The organism is Hymenobacter volaticus, assembly GCF_022921055.1.
Lineage (GTDB): Bacteria > Bacteroidota > Bacteroidia > Cytophagales > Hymenobacteraceae > Hymenobacter > Hymenobacter volaticus.
Genome location: NZ_CP095063.1, coordinates 153,278 through 179,862, shown reverse-complemented (window position 1 = coordinate 179,862; position 26,585 = coordinate 153,278). Strand labels below are relative to the sequence as shown.

General features: G+C 53.2%; 24 protein-coding genes. 11 read left to right on the top strand and 13 right to left on the bottom strand.

The window, feature by feature from the left end; genetic code table 11:
• Positions 1-21: 21 nt before the first annotated feature.
• Entirely contained in the window at positions 22-501 is a 480-nt protein-coding gene (locus tag MUN86_RS25155) for a DUF892 family protein (protein WP_245126301.1), read from the bottom strand.
• A gap of 858 nt (positions 502-1,359) precedes the next feature.
• Here MUN86_RS25155 and MUN86_RS25150 point away from each other — a divergent pair.
• The 4 genes from MUN86_RS25150 to MUN86_RS25135 all read left to right on the top strand — a co-directional run bounded on the left by MUN86_RS25150 (position 1,360) and on the right by MUN86_RS25135 (position 3,518).
• On the top strand, positions 1,360-1,749 hold the full coding sequence (locus tag MUN86_RS25150; RefSeq protein ID WP_245126300.1) for a hypothetical protein: 390 nt from the start codon (positions 1,360-1,362) through the stop codon (positions 1,747-1,749).
• Between the two features lie 333 nt (positions 1,750-2,082).
• Positions 2,083-2,229, top strand: coding sequence for a hypothetical protein (locus MUN86_RS25145; protein WP_245126299.1), 147 nt, complete (start codon positions 2,083-2,085; stop codon positions 2,227-2,229).
• 156 nt (positions 2,230-2,385) lie between these two features.
• Complete coding sequence (locus MUN86_RS25140) at positions 2,386-2,802, top strand: hypothetical protein (RefSeq protein ID WP_245126297.1); 417 nt, start codon at positions 2,386-2,388, stop codon at positions 2,800-2,802.
• Positions 2,803-2,969: 167 nt separating this feature from the next.
• Entirely contained in the window at positions 2,970-3,518 is a 549-nt protein-coding gene (locus MUN86_RS25135; protein ID WP_245126295.1) for a CPBP family intramembrane glutamic endopeptidase, read from the top strand.
• Positions 3,519-3,592: 74 nt separating this feature from the next.
• Here the strand turns inward: MUN86_RS25135 and MUN86_RS25130 are convergent, their stop codons facing one another.
• A complete protein-coding gene (locus tag MUN86_RS25130) occupies positions 3,593-3,802 on the bottom strand; it encodes a hypothetical protein (protein WP_245126293.1) in 210 nt (69 codons plus the stop codon).
• Between the two features lie 8 nt (positions 3,803-3,810).
• Positions 3,811-4,818, bottom strand: a complete 1,008-nt coding sequence (locus tag MUN86_RS25125) for a RepB family plasmid replication initiator protein (protein WP_245126291.1) — start codon at positions 4,816-4,818, stop codon at positions 3,811-3,813.
• A gap of 4,560 nt (positions 4,819-9,378) precedes the next feature.
• Here MUN86_RS25125 and MUN86_RS25120 point away from each other — a divergent pair.
• From MUN86_RS25120 to MUN86_RS25090, 7 genes are all read left to right on the top strand, one after another.
• Positions 9,379-10,179: a ParA family protein gene (locus MUN86_RS25120; RefSeq protein WP_245126289.1), complete on the top strand. Its 801-nt coding sequence runs from the start codon at positions 9,379-9,381 to the stop codon at positions 10,177-10,179.
• Between the two features lie 65 nt (positions 10,180-10,244).
• Positions 10,245-10,940 carry a hypothetical protein gene (locus tag MUN86_RS25115; RefSeq protein ID WP_245126287.1) on the top strand — a complete coding sequence of 232 codons (696 nt, stop codon included), beginning with the start codon at positions 10,245-10,247 and terminating at the stop codon, positions 10,938-10,940.
• Between the two features lie 371 nt (positions 10,941-11,311).
• The gene (locus MUN86_RS25110) at positions 11,312-14,362 is read left to right on the top strand and encodes an SBBP repeat-containing protein (RefSeq protein ID WP_245126285.1); all 3,051 of its coding nucleotides are present in this window, start codon (positions 11,312-11,314) and stop codon (positions 14,360-14,362) included.
• Between the two features lie 506 nt (positions 14,363-14,868).
• The gene (locus MUN86_RS25105; protein WP_245126283.1) at positions 14,869-15,114 is read left to right on the top strand and encodes a hypothetical protein; all 246 of its coding nucleotides are present in this window, start codon (positions 14,869-14,871) and stop codon (positions 15,112-15,114) included.
• A gap of 1,076 nt (positions 15,115-16,190) precedes the next feature.
• The gene (locus tag MUN86_RS25100; RefSeq protein WP_245126281.1) at positions 16,191-17,630 is read left to right on the top strand and encodes a T9SS type A sorting domain-containing protein; all 1,440 of its coding nucleotides are present in this window, start codon (positions 16,191-16,193) and stop codon (positions 17,628-17,630) included.
• Between the two features lie 876 nt (positions 17,631-18,506).
• Entirely contained in the window at positions 18,507-19,532 is a 1,026-nt protein-coding gene (locus MUN86_RS25095) for an LLM class flavin-dependent oxidoreductase (RefSeq protein ID WP_245126279.1), read from the top strand.
• Positions 19,533-19,754: 222 nt separating this feature from the next.
• Positions 19,755-20,159 carry an SRPBCC family protein gene (locus tag MUN86_RS25090; RefSeq protein ID WP_245126277.1) on the top strand — a complete coding sequence of 135 codons (405 nt, stop codon included), beginning with the start codon at positions 19,755-19,757 and terminating at the stop codon, positions 20,157-20,159.
• Positions 20,160-20,346: 187 nt separating this feature from the next.
• Here the strand turns inward: MUN86_RS25090 and MUN86_RS25085 are convergent, their stop codons facing one another.
• The 10 genes from MUN86_RS25085 to MUN86_RS25045 form a co-directional block, all read right to left on the bottom strand.
• On the bottom strand, positions 20,347-20,679 hold the full coding sequence (locus MUN86_RS25085) for a hypothetical protein (protein WP_245126275.1): 333 nt from the start codon (positions 20,677-20,679) through the stop codon (positions 20,347-20,349).
• A gap of 36 nt (positions 20,680-20,715) precedes the next feature.
• The gene (locus MUN86_RS25080) at positions 20,716-21,069 is read right to left on the bottom strand and encodes an NAD(P)/FAD-dependent oxidoreductase (RefSeq protein WP_245126273.1); all 354 of its coding nucleotides are present in this window, start codon (positions 21,067-21,069) and stop codon (positions 20,716-20,718) included.
• Entirely contained in the window at positions 21,050-21,175 is a 126-nt protein-coding gene (locus MUN86_RS31390) for a hypothetical protein (RefSeq protein ID WP_280640659.1), read from the bottom strand. The genes MUN86_RS25080 and MUN86_RS31390 overlap by 20 nt, the downstream gene beginning before the upstream one ends.
• A 26-nt stretch (positions 21,176-21,201) precedes the next feature.
• Complete coding sequence (locus MUN86_RS25075; RefSeq protein WP_245126271.1) at positions 21,202-21,474, bottom strand: UBP-type zinc finger domain-containing protein; 273 nt, start codon at positions 21,472-21,474, stop codon at positions 21,202-21,204.
• A gap of 248 nt (positions 21,475-21,722) precedes the next feature.
• A complete protein-coding gene (locus MUN86_RS25070; protein ID WP_245126697.1) occupies positions 21,723-22,292 on the bottom strand; it encodes a Crp/Fnr family transcriptional regulator in 570 nt (189 codons plus the stop codon).
• 141 nt (positions 22,293-22,433) lie between these two features.
• Positions 22,434-23,426 (bottom strand): quinone oxidoreductase family protein, encoded by a 993-nt coding sequence (locus tag MUN86_RS25065; protein WP_245126695.1) that lies wholly within the window; start codon positions 23,424-23,426, stop codon positions 22,434-22,436.
• 48 nt (positions 23,427-23,474) lie between these two features.
• Positions 23,475-24,221, bottom strand: coding sequence for an SDR family oxidoreductase (locus MUN86_RS25060; RefSeq protein WP_245126693.1), 747 nt, complete (start codon positions 24,219-24,221; stop codon positions 23,475-23,477).
• Between the two features lie 220 nt (positions 24,222-24,441).
• Complete coding sequence (locus MUN86_RS25055) at positions 24,442-24,852, bottom strand: hypothetical protein (protein ID WP_245126691.1); 411 nt, start codon at positions 24,850-24,852, stop codon at positions 24,442-24,444.
• Positions 24,853-24,954: 102 nt separating this feature from the next.
• The gene (locus tag MUN86_RS25050) at positions 24,955-25,416 is read right to left on the bottom strand and encodes a cupin domain-containing protein (RefSeq protein WP_245126689.1); all 462 of its coding nucleotides are present in this window, start codon (positions 25,414-25,416) and stop codon (positions 24,955-24,957) included.
• A 140-nt stretch (positions 25,417-25,556) separates the two neighbouring features.
• Positions 25,557-26,528, bottom strand: a complete 972-nt coding sequence (locus MUN86_RS25045) for an alpha/beta hydrolase (protein WP_245126687.1) — start codon at positions 26,526-26,528, stop codon at positions 25,557-25,559.
• Between the last annotated feature and the right edge of the window lie 57 nt (positions 26,529-26,585).

Below are 26,585 nucleotides of genomic sequence, written 5' to 3'. Positions count from 1 at the left end.
AAGCGTGAGTGATTAGTTGACTTACTCGGCAGCCAGAATCTGCTTAGCAATGTCGGTGTGCTGCTCGTCGGCTTGCTTGGCATCCTGCACCGAGGCTTTGAGTTCTTGCTCGGTTTGAGTGAACCCTGCCGAGGCGGCATACGCGGCCACGGTGCCGAAAGAGGCTATCCAGTAGTGCAAAGCAAGTTGACCGCTGGCAATAATACCTAGGTCGCGTACCGCGTCGGTCGTGGCTTTGGCCCGGATCTGTTTGCTCACTTCATAGTGCGCTTCTAGGATTTCGTTGGTTTGTTTATCTCCCCCGCCCACTTCGGCTATAGCCCGCTCAATTCGGGCAGCCCACTCTTTGGCCGTGGCATTGCCTTGTTCGAGTGCTTGCTTAAGGGCAGGATGCGTTGCATCGTTTAGAATTTCGTCGGTTGCTTTCGCCGCGACTTGGCTACCAGCTTGCTGAGCGGACAAGCCGTCTTGGATGAGTTGTTTGAGGTCGTCGGTGTTCATAGCAGAAGAATGATATGGTGCAAAGCAAGAGCCTCTTGCCTTGCATTCTCAACGGAGCAAGAACCACTTGGTTTTTTGCTCAAGTAGGTAAGGAGAACTACCATAATGTTTGCTGATACACCCTAATTATCAATATTTTATACCTTTGCTGGTGGTATGTTATGCGTCTTGGTTTACCAGTGCCTGCGCCTTTTTATAATGCGAATGCCATTTTAGGTAACTTGTCAGCAATAGCGCGATAATTCAACTCAAAGTATACAGCCATCTTGTTGATAATCAACTATATAAACTTTTCCTGTCGCATGGATTCGTTACATTACCAACAGTTCAGATTGACTGCCAAAAACCTGGTTTATTTCCAAACTAAGGTTGCCTCACGCCGACCATAATAATTTTATTAAGTGAGGGGTCGACAACTGCCGTTTGACAAAGCAAGCGCGACTAGTACACTCGGAAAAAGACAAGATATTATTGGTTTGAGGGCCCCATTCCGGCAAGCCGCGCAAACTTGATGGGTGTAGCACGCGAATCATAGATTTTAGCGAGTGCCTCAGGTATAGGACGTTTCAAGATGTAGTTGTTTGTCTTAGAATCGAACAAGAGAAAGGAAGACTACTAGCATTTAGTTGAAAATGGGGCCGAGCAACGTAATGGAACGCTCCTGCCGACATAGCTCGATCCAACTGATGATTGCTGGATGCAAACCAGGAGTATTTCTAGGTTTTCACTACTTTCAATTAGCTGCAGCACAGGCACCGAGCCACAGTATTTTTGTGCCACCAGCCCCTACCGCGGCCAACAAGCCTTGCTCTGGCTGGCAGGGGTTGGTTGTATGTCAGTTCTCTTAACCCAGTCCTCATGGAGCGTCCACAAACTCTCGAGCAACGGCAGCAGGCAGCTCTTCTTAGCATGGGGGCCAGGCAAACCAAGGCTTTGCAACAGCCCCCTTATACCCCCGGTTTTGCTGAGTGGCTAGCGTACGAGTTCGTTAGCATCGCCCCCTCGGCTGTGCCCGAGGTGCTAACTAGCTATTTTCCTGCTCCTGATAAAGTGGACTGCTGCTACCTGGCCTCCGTGCTGCAGCAAATAGAACAAACCCGTTCCTGCGAACGGGAAGTAGGCTGCGGCGTGGACTTTGTGTTTGGAAGTATCGAATATGGTGCCCAGCATATGGCTCGCGCTCGGCAGTGGCTAACAACCACAGAAGCTTGTCTAGCGGGGCAGACCGCGTCCGGGCAAACCAAGTAAGAATAACCCTCGGAGATAAGTTTCGCCGAGCACTTCACTCTCCTTTTGTATTCGCTTCTCCGTCACGATGAACGGAGGTGCTTCAACCCCGGCGTAGGCTATACACGTCAAGTAAGGTTCGACTTGGCGAAAGAACATAATCCCACATTTACTACATGGTGTAGCTAGTAGCGCATAGAGAGAAACTAGCCGACTCTTCTGCTTTCAGTTGCTGAAGGCAATCTAGTTGAAAAGCGGGTGCGTACATCCCGGCGCTTTTCCTGCTCCTTTATCCTAACCTAGCGGGCTACAATGGTTGGTAGCTCAGCCTATACACACCTCTTCTCTCCCTGTATGAGTCCTCGCCTAGCTCGCTTATCCGAGCGCAGTCGGCTGCGTCGTAGCGCCTACTTGCCCTTGCTTTTATCGAACGGCTACTTTGCTACCGCTTTTGACTGGTACCGCTGGCGCCGAAAACGACGCACATCCGTTGCAGTGTAGCGGTGGGTAGCACCGGCTTTCGCGATGCCTACCTTAACGATGAGCTTGTCGGACACTCTCTTTAACGCGACCTTTGCCTTCTCCTTGACTTCTTACCTTACTTTTGTAGTCTAGTAACTGCTCGCCTGCTAGGGCTGTAGCGTTCTTCTTGCTTTTATGCCGCTTACTACGCATACGGTGTATTTTGAAAACCCAGTGGGCCGGCTCAGTGAGCATGCCAACGGGTATGCCATCGTGCAATACAAACCCGGCAAACGGGTCTTCACTGAATTTCAAGCCCTGCTCACGCACTTAGGTCATTTGCTGCAGCGCCGCGGCTGGCACAAGGTGCTGACCGACCAGCGAGCAATGGCCCCTTTCACAGATCAAGAGCAGACCTGGATTCGCGAGGCGTGGATGAGCCCACTCACAAGTCGTCGACAGCAAACCCTGGCGGCTGTCTTGCTACCCCACGACGTGTTTGCCCGCCTGTCATCGAACTTGGTTATGCAGGATGCGCGAGAGGGAACACTAGTCTACCATATTTTCGACGATGAGCTGGCCGCCGGGACCTGGTTGCGGCAAGCTCCCTAGCCATCAAGGGGCGCAGAATAGAGAAGTACAGCTTGGTTAAAACAGCTGCCACTCAAATTCCTAGTAGGGTAACAAAGTAGGAAGTGGACGGGGGATTTGACTGCGAGTTGCCATGCAACTTGATTACAAGTTGCTGGTCTACTTCTCTACTCGTTGTTCCCTACCCTATGTCCGTGCCTACCAGCATTCTTACCTTAAGCAACCCGGCCGCGAAAGTGCTTTTGCCCTTAGCAGCCATTGCCGTTACGCTCGTGCTCAGCCGAGTGCGCGGCCTCTCTCCCACGCAGGACTTAGCCTTGGTTCGGCCGCCGCTACGGCCTTTGCTGTTGTGGCTGATCCTGGCGCTAAGTTGGATGCTGCTCACCGATTTCTTGTTGCCTTGGCGTGGGCCGTTCAACTTCATTCCCTGGCAAGCGCAGCCGCTGTGGGTTTCCCTGGCCCGGGTTCTGGGCGTGGCCGTACTCGGTCCCATCGCCGAGGAATTAGTTGTACGTGGGGCCATCTTCTCGCGCCTGCGAGCCGCGGGCTTACCAGTAGGCGTAGTAGTCGCGGCAACGGCTGCGGGCTGGTCATTGCTGCACATCGACTATACCAGCATTGTAATTGCCATCATCTTTGGGTTTGGCTTGCTGTTAGGTTTGGCCCGGCACTATACCCGCTCGCTGTGGGTGCCCATCTTGATGCACATCAGCTGGAATCTGTATGCCGTTTGGTAGAACCCCAGTCTTATAAGTGGTTGGTTAAGATCATGCATACGCGGTAATAGGCGAGCACCTGCTGTGGCTGCCAGTTAAGCTCCCGCCTTGGCCTTGGGGTAAAGCCGGGGAAACAAGCTGTTGATTTTGCTCATGGCCGTGGCGGCAATATTGTCGAAGACCTTGGCACCCGCCTCGTACTCTTTCAGGAGCTGATGCGTGTCTTTCATCAGCTTTTGCAGCTCGGGTTCGGTGAGCGAAAGTATACGCTCGATCTGGTAGTCTTCGAGTTTGAACTTGCGCATACGCCCGGCTACGCGGCTGCGAAAGTCGAGGGGGCGCCGGCTACTACCGGCTGAAGCTGTTCGGGAACTGGCGTGGGGAGTGTGGTTTCCCCTAGTTGGAGTTGGAGTTGCTTGGGCTGTAGTTTGCTAGGGCCGTTGTAGTTGATGTGGAACTCAATGGAGTTCACGCTGCGCCCCTTCTTCTTTTCGGTGTAGGAAATATCGAAGTTGAGCGTATTCAATTCTTCTAACGACGGTTTCAACACGTACTTGCGGTAATCAGCAAACTGCGGATAGGCCTCGCCCGTAGTCAGTTCCCGCAACGTGTCAACGTCGACCGTGTGCGGGCTCTTGAATTTCCACATCTGCATAATCCAGTAGAACTTGTGGGTGTTGGGGCTCTTGATGCTCAGCAAATCAGCCACCTGCCCGAGGGTGAAGTTTTCGGTTAGGTTGGTGAGATAGGGAATCACATCGTTAGAGAAGTAGCCGGAGATGGTACCCTGGCCGCTATCCAACTTCAAGGAGTGCACCAACGGCACCTTGTGATAGTCTTTCTTACGGTTGGGCATAGGCAGGTCAATGCGAATGGCGTCGAGTCCATCCATAGCCACGTGCAGGTATTGATAACCACGCCCACCGATGGGTTGGTCGCCCACCAGGTCCGACAGAGGAATGATGATGCGCTTGCTGTCGGCCTCATCGCGCCGTAGCCCCCGCAGCAAGAGCACGAAGATGCGAGCCTCGAGTAGAGTCATGGCCCAGGGATGCTCGATCAACACGTTGCTTTGAGCTACAGTGGTCGTGCGACGGCTGTCCTGGATTTCTAAGCGATACGTATCACTATCCGATTGCAGTAGCTGCTCGGCCTCGACGGCTGGGGCCATGTCCCGCTTGGCGGCCAGTACAGCGGCGTAGGCTTCGGGCTGGGTGTTAAAGTAACCCACGCTCTTCGTTTTGCCGTTGATGCGCACTTGCGCTTTCCAGCGGTTGCGGGTCTTTTCAAAGGTTGTACCTGGATATTGATTTTTAGCCATAGGTTGAGGGACGTAACCAAAAGCTAAGGTATAAATATTAGATAGTAATAAAAATTATCTCTTCTCCTATCTCAGAGGTAACGGCTTCCTATCTCAGAGGTAACGGACTCTTATCTCAAGGGTAACGGGCTCCTATCTCAGAGGTAACGGCTTCCTATCTCAGAGGTAACGGACTCTTATCTCAAGGGTAACGGGCTCCTATTTAGTGCTTATAGAAAACTGATTTACAATGTGTTATACAGCCCTTAATATATTAATAATTTTAATAAATAAAGTTGGAATGAGACTCAAGGGTTTTTGGGATTAACTGTGAGATAAAAAGTTATCTCAAAAGGTAACGGCTTCCGATTTGAAAACTATCTCAGGAAGGTAACGGCCTCCTACTTAATGTTATCTCAGAGGTAACGGCTTCCTGTTTAAAATTATCTCAGAGGTAACTCTCTCCTACTTGAAGATTATCTCAAAAGGTAACGGCTTCCTATCTCAGAGGTAACAGTCTCCTATTTAAACCTATCTCAAATCTACCTCAAGTAAGCATTATACGTCTGTAAATCAGCTATATATTTCAGTCAAACAAAGTATGAATTTAAGTACATCAGTGAAATGTTCCTTGTATTCAAGCTGGTTGTTTTCTTTGTTTGACGGTTAAGCGAGAAGATAGCCGATTCGTGTACGTACATAAAATTCCGTAGTATAGCGTGCCCACCGATAAAACGTTTTCTCGTTTATACAGTGGGTTAAAAGCAAAGACCAACAACTCTCAGGCAACAAGAAAATAAAGTCTGATTGTTTTCCCGGTACCAGAATTACAGTCGGGGCTACGCTTGCATCCTTCTGGAGCCGATGGCTTTGGCTTTTGCTGCCCTTGCACGGTTGTAGTGACCGCAGCGTTCACAAAATTCGTGTGGCTTAATGCAACTCTTGCACCGCCAAACTGGCTTTCAGAGCGCGTAACTTGTCTCACTAGAGCCGGGATTTTGGTTAAATTTCGTTTGTCAAGCACGCAACTCGGCTTGCGTAACCCCCGAAAAGTGCTTAGCTCCTGCAAGCGGGCCACGTCGCGTAATTGCTTGACTAGTGAGCCTACAACCGCACTGAGTTGGGAAATATCGAACAGCTGAAATGCCGTTTTCCCACTGATACTACGTGGTGAATTTACCGTTTACGCCTTTAAGCTGCTGGCTTATGACCTGCACGGTGGCCAAGTTGGGAACACGAACTTCGACGATCAGCAAGTGCGTGCTCCTGAGCTAGTTTCAGCAAATTCAATTCGTTGGCAAATCCTGCCAACAGCCGCGTACTCAAATACCGCACGGCTGCGAGCAAGTTCAAATAAGTTTGGCAGTGGGCTTTTACGCTCTGCCATAAACTGCAGCTGGGTAGCTGCTCGATGCCGGCGAGGTGGACTGTACTCACTTGGTTCTGCATTGAATCTGCGACGCAGCCCTCGTCCCGCTAGTGCTAACTGCTGAAGTGCCACCAGTCTCTTCCCCTGCCTCTGACACGATCTATTATCCTGGCGCTCGAACACGTGCCATCTTCCTTAGTGTAGACGTCGCTTTTTTGGAGCGCGTAGCCGTAGTGAGCATGCAATTTGAGAACTCGACGCGCTCCTCCATTTGATCGAGTGCGAGGTTGAGTTCTATTCTCACTCTCATGGCCGCGGCTCCGTATCCTATGCCCCACACTAACTGCATTGGTTTGCAGTGGACGCGTGTTATAGCAGAAGCAATTGCGTTAGTTCGTACGCTTCTGGCTTCACTTCCACTCCAGCCTTAGCCGCTTAGATGTGCACAATTCAATCGAAGGGCTTACCGCCGCGGGAATGCTTAGTCTGCGCTAAATGCACCGCTTTACTTTCGCACAGATCATGACTTTGATCCTGATAATAGTTAACCCCAGCAATCGTGTCCTTGAATTGCACTTTGTTTTTGGGCACTATTTTGTTCATTGCCTTATCAACCCCGACGTAGTCATTATAGGAATTGCCTGGGTGTCTGTAAGGCCATGTACTACCCTGCCATGCTTTCCGTTGCCTGGCAGTGGCATTACTCGACCGTGAAAATGTGGCCTCGCATCTGATGAGGAACGGTAAATTAGTGCTTCGTTAATTCAATTAGCAGGGTGGCCTACCCATTGGCTTCCTGGCAGAGAAGCAGCTTGGCATCGAATTTCATTTGCTTGAAGGCGCTCTTCTCTCCTACTTTCAGGGCCAAAAAGTCTTTTTTTTCGCCATTTTTAAAGTTAACCAATTGTGGCCAGCTGGTTTACCGATAACCCCAAGGACACCAGTACTTTTTGGGGAAGGTCGGCTACTGTGAACTTCGTTGGTTGGGTTGGCCCGTGGACATCAAACCCTTCCCTACTTTGTTCTGACCGGGCCAGGGTTGTTCGAGTCCTCCCCTACCCTATTCAAATTGACAATCTTGGAGCTGAGGCTTAGTTCTGGAGTTAGTTAATGAGTTAACTGGGCTTGGCGCACCACAAACACTTTTGCGCAACTGTGTGACTTTATAACCTACTTCGTGGCCTCTAAATGCCGCCCGTTAGTGTAAAACTTATTCTTTATAGAGCGCTTCTGTTGACGTGAAAAAAGCAAACGGTGATGCTCTCCTTTTCAAATTGCCTAAAAACAATTCAACTTCTCCCCTCTGTTAAGCGCTAAGGTCTGCTGCAAACCAGTTGCATCTGCCATCAAGTAGCGTCTCAAGCAAGATTTAAATCATTGACTCGACTTCGTCGTTCGGGTGGCGGTTGCATACCTAACGCTTAGCTCATTTGCTAAGGAGTAATAATATTTTGACAGTAAAATTATGTCCATTATTAAGGCAATACAATCATCAATAGGCACTCAGTTCAGAGAGGTTGCAGGTGAACAAGTTGCTTATCTGATGTTCAAAATCACGATATGATCACGCTGTAGTTGCGCATTAATCAGCTTGCAATACAGTTGCAAAGTGGCTATTTTCATTGAGGAATAACTGCCTATTTGGCTTTTCGTGAAAAAAACTACACCACTCTGATTTCTATTTTCTCACCTAAATCAGCTGCTGCTTGCGTCTTTCAAACCATATTTCGAGCTAAGAAGAATAAAGTCATACATGCTTAAAAGAGCAGTTTCGTAGTGTCCTTCTTCTTATCTTAACTTCACTTGCTCTATGAGTAAGGGCCCCTTTAACGCTGGAGTATGTGGTAATTTTAGTAATCATAACAGGCTGCTTCGGACAATAGATAGAGCCTGGATTAGCTTAACCCCTCAGTTGCTAAAAGCCTTTCTATTTGCGTTGCTTGCACAAGTAGATGCAAGTCAATTTCTGTTTATATTACCTGAAAGCGACCTTCAGTAATGGTACTTTCCTTGACAGAGGCCCTCATTCACTATCATGTAAATGAACTGATATTCTTTATGTCCGTAAGCTGTTTATTTTTCTAAAGCTCCTTTTTTCAGAATGATTTGCACAAGTATCAATCCCTGAGGTGCTGGCAAAATTATCTAATTTACTAAGAGATATTTTGCACCATGTATAGGAATAGTTAAAAGCAAGAAGCCACTTGCAAATAGAAGTAAGGCCTTATTCTAAAGAATTATTTCTTTAGCAAACGCTTAATGAATTTATCTAAGAGTAATCTTGAATCTGTGCTAAGAATCATCTCGTGCATGCAGCAAGTAAAAAAATAATTCGCTGGAATAATTATGTAAAACATTGATATAGTGATGAATTAACATAAAAAAGGTATTTAGCTTATTTAAAATGCAAGGTATTGAAGATACTTAGTATCTATGTATCAAAACATCTTCGATACAATGTTGTTATATTAAATAGCCTTGGTAAATAGTAAGAGATGAAAGTATGTGGGCTATATTTTTATGTATTATTAATACGATGTATCAAAGATACATCGTATTAAAAGTGCTATCGATTATGCATTACCTATTAACATATTTGGACCTAAGATGAGTACATCAATGACACATAGATACATTGTATCATAAACGATTAGAATTTCTTCTGTAATCATCCTTTTACTAAATGTTTTTTGATGCAATGTATCTTACAAGCTTTGGTACATAATATATAGGATGCATTGTATCGTAATCTAAAGCGTTACAGCAATACAGCGATAAACAATATCACTGTATCATTGATACATTAATACATTAATACATTCACACATAGATACTTTAATACATTCAAGGAGAACAACAATGATACAAAGTATTGTAAATACAATGTATCAAAGTATCAATTATACATAGTATCACTGTGTAGTAATATTTATGTGTCTATGATATAAAGATACATAGACACAAACATTCAAACTACCATAGATATATTGATGATGAAGTACTTTGTATCATTAAAGCTATAAAACTTTAATACGATGCGTCATGATAACAATATATCAATGATACATAAATATACTGGTGCAATGTGTTGAGACAACAACGTATTAAAGCATCAATGAGTCATAAGAATATTGTATCAACTTATTGAAGTATTAAAGATGCTATGTATCATTGATGCAAAGATATGATCATTGTTAACCACGGCCCACGGAATGAACCAACCTAACATCATTGCTTTTGCTAATCAGAAAGGAGGGGCAGGCAAGTCAACTATCACCACTCATTTAGCCTCGGCTCTTTGCTACCTCTATGGCTACAAGGTGGCCGTGATGGATTGCGACCACCCCCAACACTCACTGCACGCTTACCGAATAGATGAACAAACGCGCGTGCAAAACGAAGAAGGTTTTCGCCAGCGATTACTCAAGCAGGGGAGGAGGCCCTATCCGGTTTACATATCAAGCGTACAAGAATCCACTTCATCTATCACGGCTCTGTTTGAGCAGGATTATGACTTTATTTTGATTGATACGCCTGGTACGGTCAATGTAATAGGCTTGCCTGATTTGCTGCGTTTAATTGATTACATCTTTCTGCCCGTAGAGCCCGATAAAGGTTCGATTGCTTCTACCATGGCTTTTATGGGTTTACTGCCGGCCTTCACGCAGCAGAGTGACCCTGATTCCAACCTGGTTGGCTACTATGCATTTTGGAACAAGTATCTCAAGGCCGAGCGAAAAACTATCTACGACAAAACTGAAGAGCTTTTCCAGGAAAATGGCCTTCCTATGCTTCAGAGCCGGGTAGAGAATCTAATCACCTACAAAGAGAACCGTTCCACTATGTTTCCGCTTCCGGAAAAAGAACTGAACCGGTTGGGGATGGGCCAGCTCTTTATGGAAGTTTTATCTCTGGTACTAGGGCCAGGAGCGGTTACGCCTTCCGGGCTCACGATTAACTTTTCCGCGTCAGAAAACGCCGTTGACTCCGCACCTGATTCGTCGGTTAACTGAGCTACGGAGTCCAATTAGTTTCCTGCTTTTAATTGCCAATCACTAACTCGTAATTCCACAGCGACATGGCCAAACTGCCTGCTAAGAAAAAAGGTAAAACTCCGGAAGAACAAGCCGCCGAACTCGCCGCGATGATGGGCGACGTGTCCCCAATTCGGCTCACACCCAACGCCGCCCAACCTTCTGTGGGCGAACCTGCCCTGCCGTCAAGTACTCCGCCTTCCCCACCAACTACGGACGCTGTACCCATGGCACCGGCTGCGGCACCGGCAGCTGCCCGCGTCACCACCGCAACAGGGCCATTGATAGCCGATCAATTGCCGGCAACCAAGCCCGCGGCCAGCGGTAGGGGAGGGGTAGAGGGAAAAGAGAAACCTCTGCCGCCAGTTGCCAACACGCAGCCTACAATGGAAGTAGCCCCACTGGCCGAGGCGGCCGAAGCAGCAGAAATGGAAACAGATGACGATGCGGTTGCTGAGCAGACGCAGCAGGATGAGGAGCCAGTTCCTCAGCCCGTACTCGCTGCCCAAGCTAGCCTTGATGTGAAATCCCTCTTCGTTCCTACCAAGGACAAGAAGACGGTGATGTTCCGCATAACGCCCGCTATGCATCAGTATTTTCAGCAAATCGGAATGATCTTGGGGAATGGCACCTCGGTTCCCGATGTGGTGCATAACATTCTTACGCAGTGGAAAGCGGAGCATGGAGGGCAAGTGCAAAAGGCCATGCAAAAGCAGCTGCGCCAGATGCTCAAGAATTAGCGAGTTCTGCGCTATACACAGGCCACAAAAACAAGTCTTTTAACCTCTAAAAGAGCAAAAGGTAAGAAGCTGGAAGTTGGCCTTATTTGTGTTCTTTGTCTGTCTGAACATGTACCTACAACTTCAGGTGGTATTAACTGTGCCTGCTCATTTCAACCTGTTGTTAGAAGACAGCTTCGTCGCTCGAACTTGACTTTATACTATGATAAATCCTGTTTTTAATGGGTATTTTGTGTTTCTTATCCCGGAATCAGTGGCTGATTGGTAGTGGTAACGGCGCAAGTAGCAGTTGAGAGTGTTGCATCATTGCTTCGTTTCTGCTTACTGGCAGCCACTGCTGGCATTTTGTTGTTCCCTATTTTCCATCGTCTATGAAACAAACATTTACACGTTGGCTGCCGTTGGCAGCCGGCTTACTCTTCTATGTGCCCGTTGCGCAGGCGCAGTCGCGCCTACCCTTTTCTACCAGCAAGGCCCAGCCGTCTCTTTCGCAACTCCCGCAGCCTCAACTGCCCGTTGGAGCACCCGCGTTGCGCCATGCTTTGCCGACTACGAATGGCACGCTTGCCCGCGCCATGCCCCTAAGGCCCACTCGCCCGGTAGTCCGTCGAAACGAATCAGTTACTAGGGCTCGCGCCCTTGCCAGCGGCTCCGTTAGTGAACAATGGGTGGCGCGCTTCGATAACAGCAATGGTAACGGATATGATGGAGCGACGGCCGTGGCAACAGATGCCACCGGCAATGTCTACGTGACCGGCTACTCTTTCAGCAACACCAGCCGCTATGACTACGCCACGGTGAAATACTCGCCTACCGGGCAGCAGCTCTGGCAGGTGCGCTACAACGGGCCCACCGGCGGCGATGATGTGGCGGTGGGTCTAACGGTGGACCGAATCGGCAATGTCTACGTAACAGGCTACTCGTACGGTACTAGCGCCACCCTATACGACTACGCCACGGTTAAGTATGACGGAGTCAGCGGCCAACAGCTTTGGGCCAGCCGGTACACTGGGGGAGCCGCGGGCTCGATGCCAAGCAGCCAAGAGCTGGCCTCGAGCCTGGCCGTAGATGCTGTCGGCAACGTGTATGTGACGGGCACGGCCTACGGGGAGGGCAGCAGCGGTTGTTACTACGCTACCGTCAAGTACTCGGCGGGCGGCCAGCTTCAGTGGGAAAGCCGCTACAGCGGTCCAGCCAACACGGATGTAGCGGCGGGGTTGGCGCTAGACGGGGTGGGCAACGTGTACGTAACGGGCACTTCCTACGAGAGCACCGACAGTGACTACGCCACCATTAAGGTCGATGCGACGACTGGGCGCCAATTGTGGAGCGCCCGTTACAACGGCCCCCGCAAGGGCTACGACTTGGTGCGCGAGCTGGCGGTGGATGCCGCCGGCAATGTGGCCGTCACGGGTACCAGTGAAGGAGACACTAGCTACGACTATGCCACAGTGAAGTATACCACTAACGGACAGCCGGTATGGCAAGCGCGCTATAACGGCGCAGGCAACAGCTACGATGAGGCCACTGGCGTTGCCCTGGACGCGGCCGGCAACGTAGCCGTGACGGGTTACGCGGATACGGGCAACAGTAACTGGGACTATGTCACAATTAAGTATGCTGCTATGACCGGACAGCAGACGTGGGCGCAAGCGTACAATGGCGCCGCCGGCAGCTACGACGAGGCGCGGGATGTCGTGGTAGATGGTGCCGGTAACGTGGCCGTGACGGGGCGCTCCTTCAACGCGAGCGGCAGAAGTGACTACGCCACGCTCAAGTACGCCGGTGCTACCGGGCAACCGTTGTGGCAAGCCCAAGCTCCGGAGTCAACTGCCGGGGATGCCACCGCCACGAGCTTAGCTGTCGATGCGGCCGGCAACGTGGCCGTCACAGGCTCCTCGGTCGCAGTAGGCAGCAGTGTTGACTACGCCACGTTCAAGTATACTGCGGCCACCGGCCAACCGCTGTGGCAGGCACGGTATACGGGGCCGATTACAGAGGATCAGGTGAGAGACCTGGCTGTAGACGCAGCCGGCAATGTGTACGTGACCGGCAACCGAACCGTCAAGTACTCGGCCAACGGGCAGCAACTCTGGACGGCTCCGGGAGGTTCTCATCTTGTGGTCAGTGCAGCGGGCAACGTCTATGTGACCGGCGCCGGCACGACCCGCAAGTATGCTGCTAGCGGCCAGCAACTCTGGGAAGCGACTACCACGGCCGCGGAGAGTGGCTATGAGGCGGCGGGGATTGGTTTGGATGCGGCGGGCAACGTATATGTTTCGGGCAACACGCTTTATTTAGTTAGTGGTAATCAATATGTGACGCTCAAATACGAGGACGCTACGGGCCAGCAACTCTGGGACACCCGCTACCGCGGGAGCGGTTTTACGCGTGGCAACGCGGTGGTCGATATGGCAGTCGATGCTACGGGTAACGTCTACGTGACCGGCATCCTCAATAACCCCCAGAATAATTGGGATTACGCAACTCTGAAGTACTCGTCAGGGGGGGAGCAGCAGTGGGTCTCTATCTTCACCGGGCCCCTTGGCTTCCGTGACCAACAGCCTTCGGGCATCGCCGTGGACGCCAGTGGCAATGTTTATGTGACGGGCTCCGGCATCGTTACGACCTTTCCTGTTGATATCGATTACATGACGGTAAAGTATTCCCCAACGGGCGAGCAAAGCTGGGTGAACTACTACAATGGAGGCAGTGGCAGTAATGATATAGCGACCGATATTGCCGTAGATGCGCTCGGCAATGTGTCTGTGGCGGGTGGTTCGGCGACCATCAAGTATACGGCCAGCGGCAGCACGTTGTGGGTGGCTCGTAACAGTGAGTCGACGATAACCCAAGTGTCGCGGATGGCCGTGGATGGATCAGGCAATGTGTATGTTACCGGTAGTACGAGTACGGATTATGCCACCGTTAAGTACGCCGCGGCGACGGGGCAACCTGTGTGGGACACCCGCTACAACGGCCCCGGCAATGGCGCCGACCAGGCGACTGATCTAGTGGTCACGAGTGCTGGCGAAGTGTATGTAACGGGGAACTCGCTGGGCCTTAATACGGGCTCCGATTACGCCACGATTCATTATGTTCAAACGCCCGAGGCAGCGGCTCCGCTCGTGGCGGCAACGCGGGCGGCTACAGGCCGCAACGTGCAGGAGTTGTCCGTCTATCCCAACCCGATGGCGGCGCAGGCGACGGTCAGTTTCCGCCCACACTTGGATGGCGAAGGGCAGGTGCGAGTTTATAATCAACTCGGCCAAGAGGTGGCCCGGCTTTATCAGGGCGCCGTCCGCAAAGGGCAACAGTACACACTGCCGCTGGCCGGCTCTAGCTTGTTGCCTGGCGTGTATCAGTGCCAGTTGACGGTTAATGGCCAGCGTGAGGTAGTGCGTCTGCTCGTAGCCCATTAAAGGAGCCTATTTTATAAGCAAGCGCCCTTCGATTCTGTCGAAGGGCGCTTTTTTTATAGACAGTGAAGGAAAATGCAGTATGTATTGCGCAGAAAGAGTAGCGAGGCAGGCACGATTAGTGTGGAGCTACGTTCTTCTCAATGGGTCCCAGTTTCTTTATTGCCTGCCTTTGCGTGCCGCTACCGAAGCGTAGCAAACGGGAACCTCAAAATCGAGGGCAGAAAGGAAGGACGTCAGACGAAGTAGAAAACCAACCTAGCCAAAACGATAAAAAGTAGAAGTGTAGAAACTAGCGCGGTTGTGACTTCGCACATGGCTCCCTTACGGGACGCGACGACAAAAAGCCAAATCACGAATACCGCCAGCACAAACAAGGCACCGCAAACGACCAAGTAAACCAGTAGACAGGAAAGTAGGGGAGCCATAGCCACAATGGACTACCCGGACGTGATTGACATGAAGTAGGGGAGCAACCTAGTTGTAGCCACCGCCACTACTTTTGCACCATGCAAAACTTCATCAGCGCCGCTATAGAGGGGATAGGGCTGTACCTAAATGCGGGGTGTATTGTGTTGCTGCTTAATGCTTCGATCAACGCGCTCAAAGGATTAAGTTGGGTGGAAATACTCAACCAGAACGCGGCTGTGGTTGGTCTTGCACCTTTACCGAATCACCAGCCCGGTACGGTGATCAAATACGTTCTGTTGTTGGTGTTGCAATGGCCACTTATCCTATTTCGGCGGTTTATTTAACCAAACCTCTTCTGAAATCTTAAAAGCAATTCCCCATACAAAGCAAGCGGCACCCATCGATCAATTTCAATACCAGCCTTGTCGTTACGCAGCTCGAAGGTGTACAATTCGAAATGGTAGTCTGCGCTTATTTTAACTAAGCTTGATGGCGTTCTGCCACCGTGTGCGATGATAAGCTTGGTAGCGTTCCGGGAATTCGCAATTTCGATCTGGAGCCACAAGGGGTTCATGTCACTGCTACGTAGTCGTTAGTTTACCGTAAAAATCATTCCTTTCTTGGGAACGTGCCTGGTAAGCTAGCTAGGCAAGGACCGTACTCGCCGAGGCAAACGGTTTGCGCGCGCCTGGCGTGCCTTTGTTGGACCGTTCGAAGTCGCGGTAGTCCATGTACTCGTTATGCACGGGCTTGTAGTCGAGCGGATTGGCCTGTCACGGCATCAAGTACATGACCTACTATTCCTTAATGGAGGCAGGGACCCTACGCCAGACCAGCGTAAAACCCGGCAAGAAACAAGTTGACGGATAAATATGGTCATCGCTCTTCCTATTGTGGGCCGGCAACAGCCAAGCAACCTTAAGGATACACTATCGCTAAATCGGGTGCTCACTCTACCATGTAAAAGACAAATTCGCAGCCGTGGAACAGAGTAAAGCGAGGTAACTCAGCTTAGCAATTTTCCTATCTTTATAGAAGATTTCTAAGTACACAATTTTCCTTCTATTCCCATTTCATGGTTACTATTTTTACCGACTTTGCTTCATTCGCTAGGATTATAGGTAGCACAGGTTTTCTGCTAGTCAACCTGTGCTTATGTACCAGTTCATCGGCTCAAGCCCAGGCGCCGACTTGGCAATCTGTTATAGCAATGGTTAGCCCAGCTAGTAACAACGATGACTCTTCTACTGTAACTGCCACCGCGACCGATGATTATGGTAACATATACTTGGCAGGCACCTTTACGGGCATTCTTCGCTTTGGTAGTACAACTTTAATCAATATAGGATCAGGAACCGATGGGTTCGTTTGTAAATGGAATCCCACCGCTGGGTTTGTATGGGCGCAGAAAATAACGGGGATGGATAACGAGGCCGTGGCGGCCGTGGCCGTGCAGGGAGCGAACGTGTATGTAACCGGTTGGTTTAGCAGTACAACGCTGAGCTTAGGAGCAATTACGCTTGCGAATGCGCATAACGGCAATAATATTTTCGTCGCTAAACTTACTGATGCCGGCAGTACAAGTGCCTTCACTTGGGGCCAGCAGGTAGGAGGAGTGGAAGAGGACAAGGCCTATGCACTGGCAGTAAATGGCAACAGCGTATACATCGCCGGCAAGATTTCGGGCCCCGTTACCTTTGGTGGCATCCCGCTCACCAGCGACGGCTATGAGGACGCTTTTCTAGCTAAACTGACGGACATGGGCATGAGCGGTACCTTTGTGTGGGCGCAAAAGTTTGGCTGCACAGGAGGCTTCGAGCGCGCCGTTGCTACCTGCCTGACGGTGAAAGACAGTAAAGTTTATCTAGCCGGCCAGTTTTATGGCGCTACGGGGCGTTTTGGCAGCTTTACCGTGCCCAACGCTGGGTCGGCCGGAACGGAGGAAATATTTGTTGCCAAGATTATTGATGCGGGTTCTACGGCCAGCGTTAGTTGGGCCAAAAGTGCTGGCGGTGCCACCTTGGATAAAGTAAACGCCCTAGCTCTACGCGGTGACGATCTCTACCTGGCCGGGCGGTTTGACCAGACCGGTGCCAACTTCGAAGGGATTCATCTAACGAGTAGCGGCGCCTTTGACGGGTTTGTAGCTAAGTTAAAGGACTATGGTCGGGAGGCGCATTTTAGTTGGGCGCAAAAGATTGGGGGCCTTTACGCAGAGGTGGCGTCTGCTGTGGCCGTAAACGGGACAAGCATTTATGTAGCCGGCAGGTTCAGTAGTCCGAGCGTTGCCTGGGGATCTACTACCCTCTATAACACGGATTCCAATGCTTCCACTACGTACACTACCGACGTGTTCGTAGCACAACTCATGGATTCGGGCCCTGCGGCAACCCTCAACTGGGTAACTGGAGCTGGTGGGTTGAGGGAAGATGAGGCCAGCGTTTTGGCGTTAAGCGGAACAACTCTCTACGTAGGTGGCTCTTTGCAGCCCGCTGCTAGCTTCGGTAGTCATACTATCACTAGCCCAACCACTAACCCCAATAATTCCTTTGCTTTCCTGACCGCGTTAACGGCGGCACCTTTGAGAACAAACAAACCGGCTTTCTTGCCTGGCGTACGCTTTTACCCCAATCCTGCTTGTAGCAGTGCCCGAGTGGAAATTCCGGCAGTACCAAGTATCACCTACGCGTCGTTAACCCTTCGCAACATAGTAGGCCAAGTGGTGCGTACGCAATCCATTCGTTTGGCGGCAAGTGGTACTGCCGCTGAGGTGTCGGTGCTAGGCTTAACTCCCGGAATCTATCAGATGCAAGTACAGGCAGGAAACCAATCTGTGAGTCATTCCCTGGCTGTGGAGTAGCTTATTCATCTCCTAGCAATTCTCTCCCTAAACGCCTTTAACCGTTTAAATCTGTTAGAGCAGTTGGTTGTTATCTTGACGGAAGGCATCTACTTAGCTAGGCGCTGCTGATACTGTGTTCAGTTAAATAGTACTTGACGTATGGCGCAAGATTTTGACTTAGAAATAAAGGCGATCAAACGCTTTCTCAACCCGAGCAAGTAGGACCTTTATATTCAGTTCATACCTCCTCGAAGAACCGCAAGAAGTTTACTGCTGAGCACGTTTACTTCCTACAAAAAGGCACTTTTGAAGGAGTTCAGGGAATAGAGGAGCATGTGATTCGCCAAGTCCATCAGCGAGAAGGAATAGCCGATCCCACTTGCTACCTTATCAGTGACAACGCCCGCCTGAATACCTAAATCCTGGCAGTTAGCGACGCCTTGCAAGCCACGGTGTGAAACGGCAGGTCAACCCTACTGGTCTTTGGCAACGCCAGCATGTTGTATTGCGAAGGAGAGGGGTTAAACATCTGCTACCTCAGCCAGCCCAAACAGGTCAACTGTTAAGATAATGCAGCACGGAGCTACGCTTACTTAGGTTGCCATAATGGCCCCTAATCGAGAGTAACGACAGCGCCATTCGAATGCTACCGGTATCCATAGTCAACTGTATACAATCAAAGCCTGCCCAAAGCCCAGGGCCAAATCAGCATAACTATCACTTTCTATAGTAAGGCTGAGCCCTCATGACACATTCATGCATTTATTGATTAATGTCAATGAAACTGTTTGATGGTAAGGTCCACCTTTGCGAAGTCGCCTTAGCAGATGGGCGGTGCGTGCTAATCGGAAACGGTTTGCAACGATGGGTACTTCATACTAAGGCAAGGGTTTTATGCAAATTGGAATTGACAGCTTCGCCGCGGCACTACTAGACAACGGTACGGGCCGCACGCCCAGCGGCGCGGAGGCCATGGAGCAACTGCTCGAGCGCATCGCGCTGGCCGACCAGGTAGGGCTAGATGTGTTCGGCATCGGTGAGCACCACAAAGCGGAATTTTTAGATTCTGCCCCGGCTGTTATTTTGGCAGCCGCAGCGGCCCGCACCCAGCGTATTCGCCTGACTAGTGCCGTAACGGTGCTTAGTGCGGCCGACCCGGTACGCGTGTTTCAGGAATTTGCCACCCTCGACTTGATTTCGCAGGGCCGGGCCGAAATGGTGGTGGGGCGCGGCTCGTCTATTGAAGCGTTTCCGTTGTTCGGGTTCGACCTCGATGACTACGACGCGCTGTTCAAGGAAAAGCTGGACTTGCTGCTTGCTATTCGGGGCACCGAGCAATTGCACTGGAAAGGTAAATTCCGACCGGCGCTACGCGGCCAGGGCATTTACCCCCGGCCCATGCAGCCAGTACTGCCCATTTGGTTGGGGGTAGGGGGCACGCCGCAGTCGTTTGTGCGGGCTGGCACACTGGGCTTGCCCCTGATGGTGGCCGTTATTGGCGGCGATACGCACCACTTTCGGCCGTTAGTGGACCTCTACCGGCAGGCAGGTCAGCGGGCCGGACACGCGCCTGAGCAGCTCCAAGTGGGGTTGCACTCGTTGGGCTACGTGGCCGACACGACCGAGGAAGCGGTAGAGGATTTTTACCCGGGCTACGCCCGCACGTTCACCAACCGGTCGCGGGAACGAGGCGGCCCACCCGTGACACGGAGCCAGTTCAACGCGCAAGTCGGGCCGCTAGGGGCGCTACTGGTGGGCAATCCCGAAGAAGTGGCCGCCAAGATTATTCGGCATGGCGAGGCCCTCGGCGGCATTTCGCGGGTAACTTTTCAGTTGGACGTTGCCACCCTACCGCATGCAAAGCTGCTGCGCGCTATTGAGCTGCTGGGCACGCGCGTCGCCCCCTTACTCCGGGGCTGACACATAAGGCCTGCTATGAAAAAGTGGCCTACTGCTCCGAGGCTAGCCTTCGAGCAGGAGCCAGACGTGGGGCCGTCTTTGGAGGTAGTGGCGTTGCCAAGCGGGTTGGCACAGTAACAAGTCGTCGCCTAATTACACACTGAGCACTGGCTTAACCAATAACATCTTTACTTTTCACTTAGTCATGCTGCTCTGAGCAAGCAATCGCAACCACTTCTTTTTATGGCCAGTAGCGTCACCAAAACCATCAATATCCAGGCGAGCCCCGAGCGGGTGTGGGAGTTTCTCAACGACCTGGCCAACTGGCCGCAGTGGGCCATTCACAACGTGTTCAGCGCTACGCCAGGCGAAAACGGGTATTGGAACATGGAAGGCCCGCGGGGCATGCAGCACGTAAAAATGCTGTCCAACAAAGAATTCGGCATTCTGGACCAGGAGTTCAACGACCCCGTGGAAGGCAACTGGCTGGTGCCATGCCGGGTGGTAGCTGGCAGCGAAGGCGCCCACTTTATGATGACCTTCACCAAGCCCGCCGCCATGCCCGATGAGCCGTTTTATAAAGCCGTGGAGTTGATTGAGCAGGAAATGGGTAAGCTCAAGGAACTGCTGGAAAGCACGCCCGGCTAAGTGACCAAAAAGTTGCTAAGGACGTCGAGCAGGCGCCCTCAGCAACCTGTACTCGGCTAAGTATTGGTGCACGAACTTGATGACCATGCTGCCCTCGCCCACGGCCGAGGCCACACGCGTGGCCGTCGTCGGTGGCTAATAGAACTGGCACGCAAGTTTCGAGTATATAATGCTCACGCGGGAGTTTTCAGGAAGCGGTGTAGCGAGGGTCGGCCACCAGGTCGCGGCCGGTGAGCAAGTGGTCCTTGGCGTCGCAGAAGGCTAGCTCATAAATCATTTGGTGCTGGGCTTGGCGCCAAAGAAAATGAAAACGACCCGCGCCGGCAGCTTCTCCGGTTCCTGCCCATCGCGCTGCACTATCACAGCTTCGAGCGACTGGCCGCCGCAGACTTCGCGCAGCTGAGTGCGGGGCGTTTGGCGTCTGCTCGATTTGCGTGATGAGGTAGGCCGAAATACTGGCGGCTAGGTGCTCGCCCCGAATAACGATGAACACCTGCGAGGCATAAGTGGGGAGAAACATGGCGGCCCTCCCCGCCGAGGCGCCCCCGCCAATGATTTATACCAGGCAGTTGCTGCAGCTACGCGCCTCGACGCGTCGGGCCCCGCTCAGACGCTCGAGGCCCGACGCGTCGAGTGTGCGGTAACTAACCCCGGTGGTCAAAACCACAGCTTTGGTGCGAATAATTGATTGGTCGCGCAAAGTCAACACTTTGTAGCTGTTTTGTACGTGCAGGTTCACCACCTCCTGCGGCGCCATAGACTCGGCTCCGAGGCGCGTGACTTGCGTCCAGGTGCGGTGCGCTAGTTCACTGGCAATCAGATCAGTGGGAAAGCCTAGATAATTTTCGATGCACGACGAGGCCCCGAACTGCTCGCCCGGCGTTTGCCGTTCAATAAGCAACGTTTTCAAGCCCTCCGAGGCGACGGCCCCGCCCGCAGCCAACCCGGCCGGCCCCGCCCCGAAATACGGTGATGCGGTCGAGGGCACTAGGATCGGCGGGCAATAGCTGGGCCATGCGAACGGAAACGACTGACTGCTAGCCTAATATTCTGCAAATTCCTGGTCGGGGTAGCAATACACCCAACGCTCGCCACGCTCAGCCGATGACACCACCGGGTGCTGTGTGGCATGAAAGTGCTTGGTAGCGTGCGTGTTTTTGGACTGGTCGCAGCACCCTACGTGGCCGCACTCTTGGCACACGCGCAAGTGCACCCAAGTGTCGCCTAGAGCTACGCATTCGGGGCAGACGTGCTGCGGGGCGGTTTTCAAATGCGCCGGGTCGAGCGCCGAGAGGTGGGAACAAAGAGCAGCCATAGCAAAAGCGTAAAAAGTGAGGTGGCGAAAGGCCCAGGTAGGAGCTACCAAGCACCGGACAAAGGTGCCGGAGCTATTACCTCCTGGTCATTGACTTTTATCAAGAAAAGCTACTCCTCAAGTAGCCTGAGCGCTGCCAGCGTCTTCACCTAACAATCCGGGTTGCCCCGCCGGGAAACGACTTTTGCGGTGGTAGTTACCAAAGTGCCCCTGTCGAGGTGCCCCAACGGCACCCTAGGGGGTAGTACCTACAGTTGGCGGCGGATGCGGCTGAGCGTTTCGGCCGTGAGGCCTAGGTAAGAGGCCACCATGTGCTGCGGAATGCGCTGAACCAAGCCCGGATACTTCTGCAGGAACTCGCGGTACTTCTCCTCGGCCGAATAGCTGATAGCCGAGTGCACCCGACTTTGCGCCGCCATAAAAGTGCGGAGCACTAGGGTATTAACTACCTTGTCGAAGGCCGGTACTTCGCGGCGCAACCGCTCAAAGTCGTCGTTTTTAAGCATTACCACCGTCGTATCCTCGGTGGCTTCGATGTTGTAGCGCGACGGCTGGCCGGAAAGCAGGCTTTCCTGGTCGGTGGCCCACCAGTTTTCCACGGCAAACCCGATGATGTGCTCCAGGCCTTTGGCATCGATGGAGTAGGTGCGCAGACAGCCGCTGGCCACGAAGGCATTGGACTGCCACACGTCGCCGGCTTGGAGCAGGTACTGTCGCTTGCGCAGCGTGCGTACAACACTCGCCGCTTTTATGTGCTCGATTTCTGCCGGGGTAAAGGACGCTTTACTCTGCAAATACTGCTCAAAAACGGCAAACATGAACGGGGGCTAAGGTGGTACCAACCGCAAAAGAAAAGACTTTTTGCTTGGTACCACCTTAGCCCCCGACCGTGTTTATCAAATAGCAGCCTACCTAGGTGGCACCTAGGGCACACCGCTAAACAAAATTGCTGCCTGTAGCTAAGGCAGCAGTAACACCGAACCCATAGTGCGCCGGGCTTCCAAGTCGGCGTGGGCTCGGGCGACTTCGGCTAAGGGATAGGTCTGCGTTGTCAGCTCCCCAAACCAGCCTTGTTGGAGAGCGGCGTACACCTCTGCAGCAGCTTGCGCTAGCGTGGCTTGAGTGGGTAGGTAGGTGCCCAGCACGGGCGACACCACAGTGAGTTGCCGCTGCGCGAGCACGGCAGGTGCCATCGGTTGAGGCCGTCCCGACGATGAGCCGTAGAGCACGAGGGTGCCGCCGGGCTTTACCACGGGCACGGAGGCGGCAAACGTCGCTTGCCCTACCCCATCATACACGACATCAACGCCTTGCCCGTTGGTAATATCCAGCACGCGCGCCGCAAAATCCTCTTGGTCGGTGGCAATGGCATAGTCGAGGTAAGGCTCCACCACAGCCAGCTTCGCGGCCGTGCCTACCGTGCCGATAACCGTGGCCCCCAGCGCCCGGGCCCAGCGCGCCGTCAACCCGCCCACGCCGCCGCCCGCGGCATGCACCAGCACCACGCTACCGGCCTGCACCGGATAAATGCGCCGGAGCAAGGCCCACGCCATCAGTCCTTTGGTGGTCACGGCCGCCGCCTCGGCCAAGGTAATTTTATCTGGCAGGTGCACCAAGCCGTTGGTGGGCATCAGGCGAACTTCGGCGTAGGCTCCCACCACAAAATGGTACGCCACCCGGTCGCCTACCCGGAACCCGGTTACGCCCAGGCCGACGGCCTCAATAGTACCCGCCGCCTCAACGCCGGGCACGAAGGGAAAGGAGGCAACCCCGAAGCTGCCGTTGCGGAAGTAGGTATCAACGAAGTTGACGCCGATGGCCGCTTGGCGCACCCGTACCTGACCCGGCCCGGGCGCCCCGACTTTTTCCTGGCCATATACCAGGACGGAAGGTGGCCCGGGCGCTTGCATATAAACGAAGCCGGTGGGCGCGGTTGATGAAATAGAGTCCATACGTAACGTAGTTAGGAGCTAAGGTTTGGGACCGGACGTGCAAGCCGGCTAGGCGCTTTGCCCGCCATCCACATTGATGGTAGCCCCGGTGATGTAGGAGGCTTCGGCGCTGGCTAGGAAGGCTACCGTGGCGGCAATTTCCTCGACCCGCCCGTAGCGGCCTAGCGCCGTGCCGGCAGCTTGCGCTGGGGCAAAATCGCTTGTGGCCGGATTCATGTCCGTGTCGATGTTGCCGGGCTGTATTACGTTCACGGTGATGCCTTTGGAGCCTAGGTCGCGAGCCCAGCCGCGGGTGTAGGCCGCCACGGCAGCTTTGGTAGCTACGTAGTCGGCAATGCCGGGAAAGGGGGCCCGACTGCCACCCGTAGACCCAATGGAGATGATGCGCCCACCCTCTCCGATAAAGGGCACGGCGGCCCGCACGGTGGCGGCCACACCCGCCACGTTGACGGCCAGTTGCCGGTCGAAGGCGGCTAGGTCGGCAGCGGCATCGTCGACGGTCCCCGTTATGAATAAGCCCGCATTGTTCACCAGCACATCAATGCGCCCGAACTGTGCCACCGTTTCGGCCACGGCCGCCCGAATGGCGGCCGTATTGCCACTGTCGGCCCGAATAGCCAGCGCTCGGCGGCCTGTACTAGCTAGCTCGGCCACCAAGGCTTCGGCTTGCGGTGCAGAGTGAGTGTAAGTGAAGGCCACATCAGCCCCTTCCGTAGCCAAACGGCGCACAATGCTGGCACCAATGCCGCGGCTGCCACCAGTTACAAAAGCGATTTTATCGGTCAAGCGATTCATAAAATAGGAGGGTAGTTGCAGCAAGTATATTAGCTGACCTGCTGCGGATTGAGGTTGTGTCGGCCCTGCTTATCCGGGCTGTTTCGACACGACAAAGGTCCCCTCACTCCTCCGCCCCCTTCGTTGACAATTATCAAGAAAACACGTTGATAATTGTCAAGGTCAAAACTTGGCCCGCGCTAGGTGGTAGCGCCTACCCCCAGTAGAAAGAGCAAGTCGACTAAGCAGGCTGCTGGCCGTGCAGCCAGGAAATGGTAGGCCCTTCATCGATAAACGCCGCAGCCTGATAATAGCGGTTAGCCGGATGCGCCAGGATGGGCAGCACAATGTCGGTGTAATGCACTAAATGGGACGGGAAAACCAGGTGCGCGCTGTAAATGGGTTCTGATGAACTGAAGGCCGAGGCCACGAGCGGGCAAAACTCTTCCAGCAGCCACCGGGCCTGCCGGGCGCAATTGGGTGGGCAGCGCCGCACATCGAGCAGCCAGAAGGGGCAGTTGTACTGCCGGGCCTTTTGCAGCAGGTAGTGGTAACCCTCTTCGAAGTCGGTATCGGTTCGCATCTGTTGTATCCAGCGGGCCACTAGCACGTGCTCCTGCGGCCGGTACGAAACGTCTAAGAAGTGTTGCATAGCAGAAAGTTGAGCAGGGTATAGCTGTTTAGCTGTGGTGCCTTTCGCGAAGGGAGCCACTCGTTGAGCAGCACCGGGGCGCTGTCGGCCGCTTTGGGTCTACTACTCGTTGGTTGGGTTACCGGCTGATGGAGGTGGCCCGACTACTTCATCGCCCACTTCGGCCGAAGCCCTTGCAAACACCTCCATATCGGGCGGCGAGGTGGGGGGTAGGCCAGCCGAGTTGGCTGCGGTGCCCGCCGCTTTGATGAGCCGGGCGAAGCCGCTAGGCGAGGCTACCACTAGCCCGCGTGCTAGCGCCGGGCCACTCACTACGGCGTGCACCGTGCCCCGCGGAATGAAGAAGTCTTCTCCTGGTTTCAGCACAATTACCTCGGTTTCGGTATGCACGGTAAACTCTCCTTCCAGCATAAACAAGTGCTCGGAATACGTGGTGTGGCGGTGCATCGGCGTGGATACCCCGGGCTGAAAAGTGCCCTCAATGAGGTCATAGCGGCCTTCAGTGGTTTCGTGGTCGGCCAGAATGCGCGTGAGGGTGCCTAAAAGCCAGAAAGACTGGTTCATGCGTTGGAGCTGATGGATTGTAAGAAAGAGTGCCGCGAACTGGCGCACTGCGTAGTCACCCCTTACTCAACAGCCCCTGCCTTTCACCCTAACTCGGGCAAAAAGCAGGGGCTGTGAGAATCGCAAGCAACGCGGCAGACCTAGCCGAGATATTTTTTGAGTTCGGCCGCCGCATGCACGAATAGCGACTTGACCGCGGGCACGTCGGCTAGAGCGTTGAGCAGGCCGAAGTCGTGAATCATGCCGTTGTAGCGGATGGTGGTGGCGGGCACGCCGGCCTCGCTGAGCTTGCGGCCATAGGCTTCGCCCTCATCGCGCAGAATGTCATTTTCGGCTACCTGAATGAGGGCGGGGGGTAGGCCTGCCAGCTGCTCAGAAGTCGCGTTGAGGGGCGACGCGTGGATTTCCTGCCGCTGCGCAGGGTCGGTGGTGTAGGTGCTCCACATCCACTTCATGAGCGGCGCGGTGAGGAACCGGTCCTGGCCATACAGCTCAAACGACTCGGTGCTAAATGCCGCGCTGGTCACGGGCCACATCAAAATTTGCAGCTTGATGTGAGGGCCGCCTTTCTCCTTGGCTTGCAGGCACGTCACGGTCGTCATGTTGCCGCCTACGCTGTTCCCGACGATGGCTAGGCTTTTACCGTCCACATTGATTTCAGCGCCATTTTCTGCTACCCACTTGGTGGCGGCGTAGATTTCGTTGATGGCCTGCGGGTACTGCGCATCGGGGCTAGGCGTGTAGTCCACGAACACGGCCACGTAGCCCGACTCCACCACTAGGTCGCGCACCATGCGCTGGTGGGTGGGGAAATCGCCGAGCACCCAGCCGCCGCCGTGGATGAAGATGAACACGGGCAGCACCGTATCGGCGGTGCCGGTGGGGCGCACAATGTGCAGGGGCACCGTGTAGCCGTCCTGCTCAATGGTGCGCTGCGTGGTTTCTACGCCCGAGAGGTCCACTTTAGCTGAGGCTTGGGCGCCGACCAGCACCTGGCGGGCGTCGGGCACGGGTAGGGTTTCGAGGCCGGGGCCGCCAGTGTTCAGGGCTTTGAGAAACTCGATAATCTGCGGGTCGAGATGTTGGTCGGTGGCAAAAGGAGGAGCTTGCATAAGCTAAACGGAATGAAGTGAGTAGTAATCTGAATGGAAGGAAAAGCAGGCACCCAC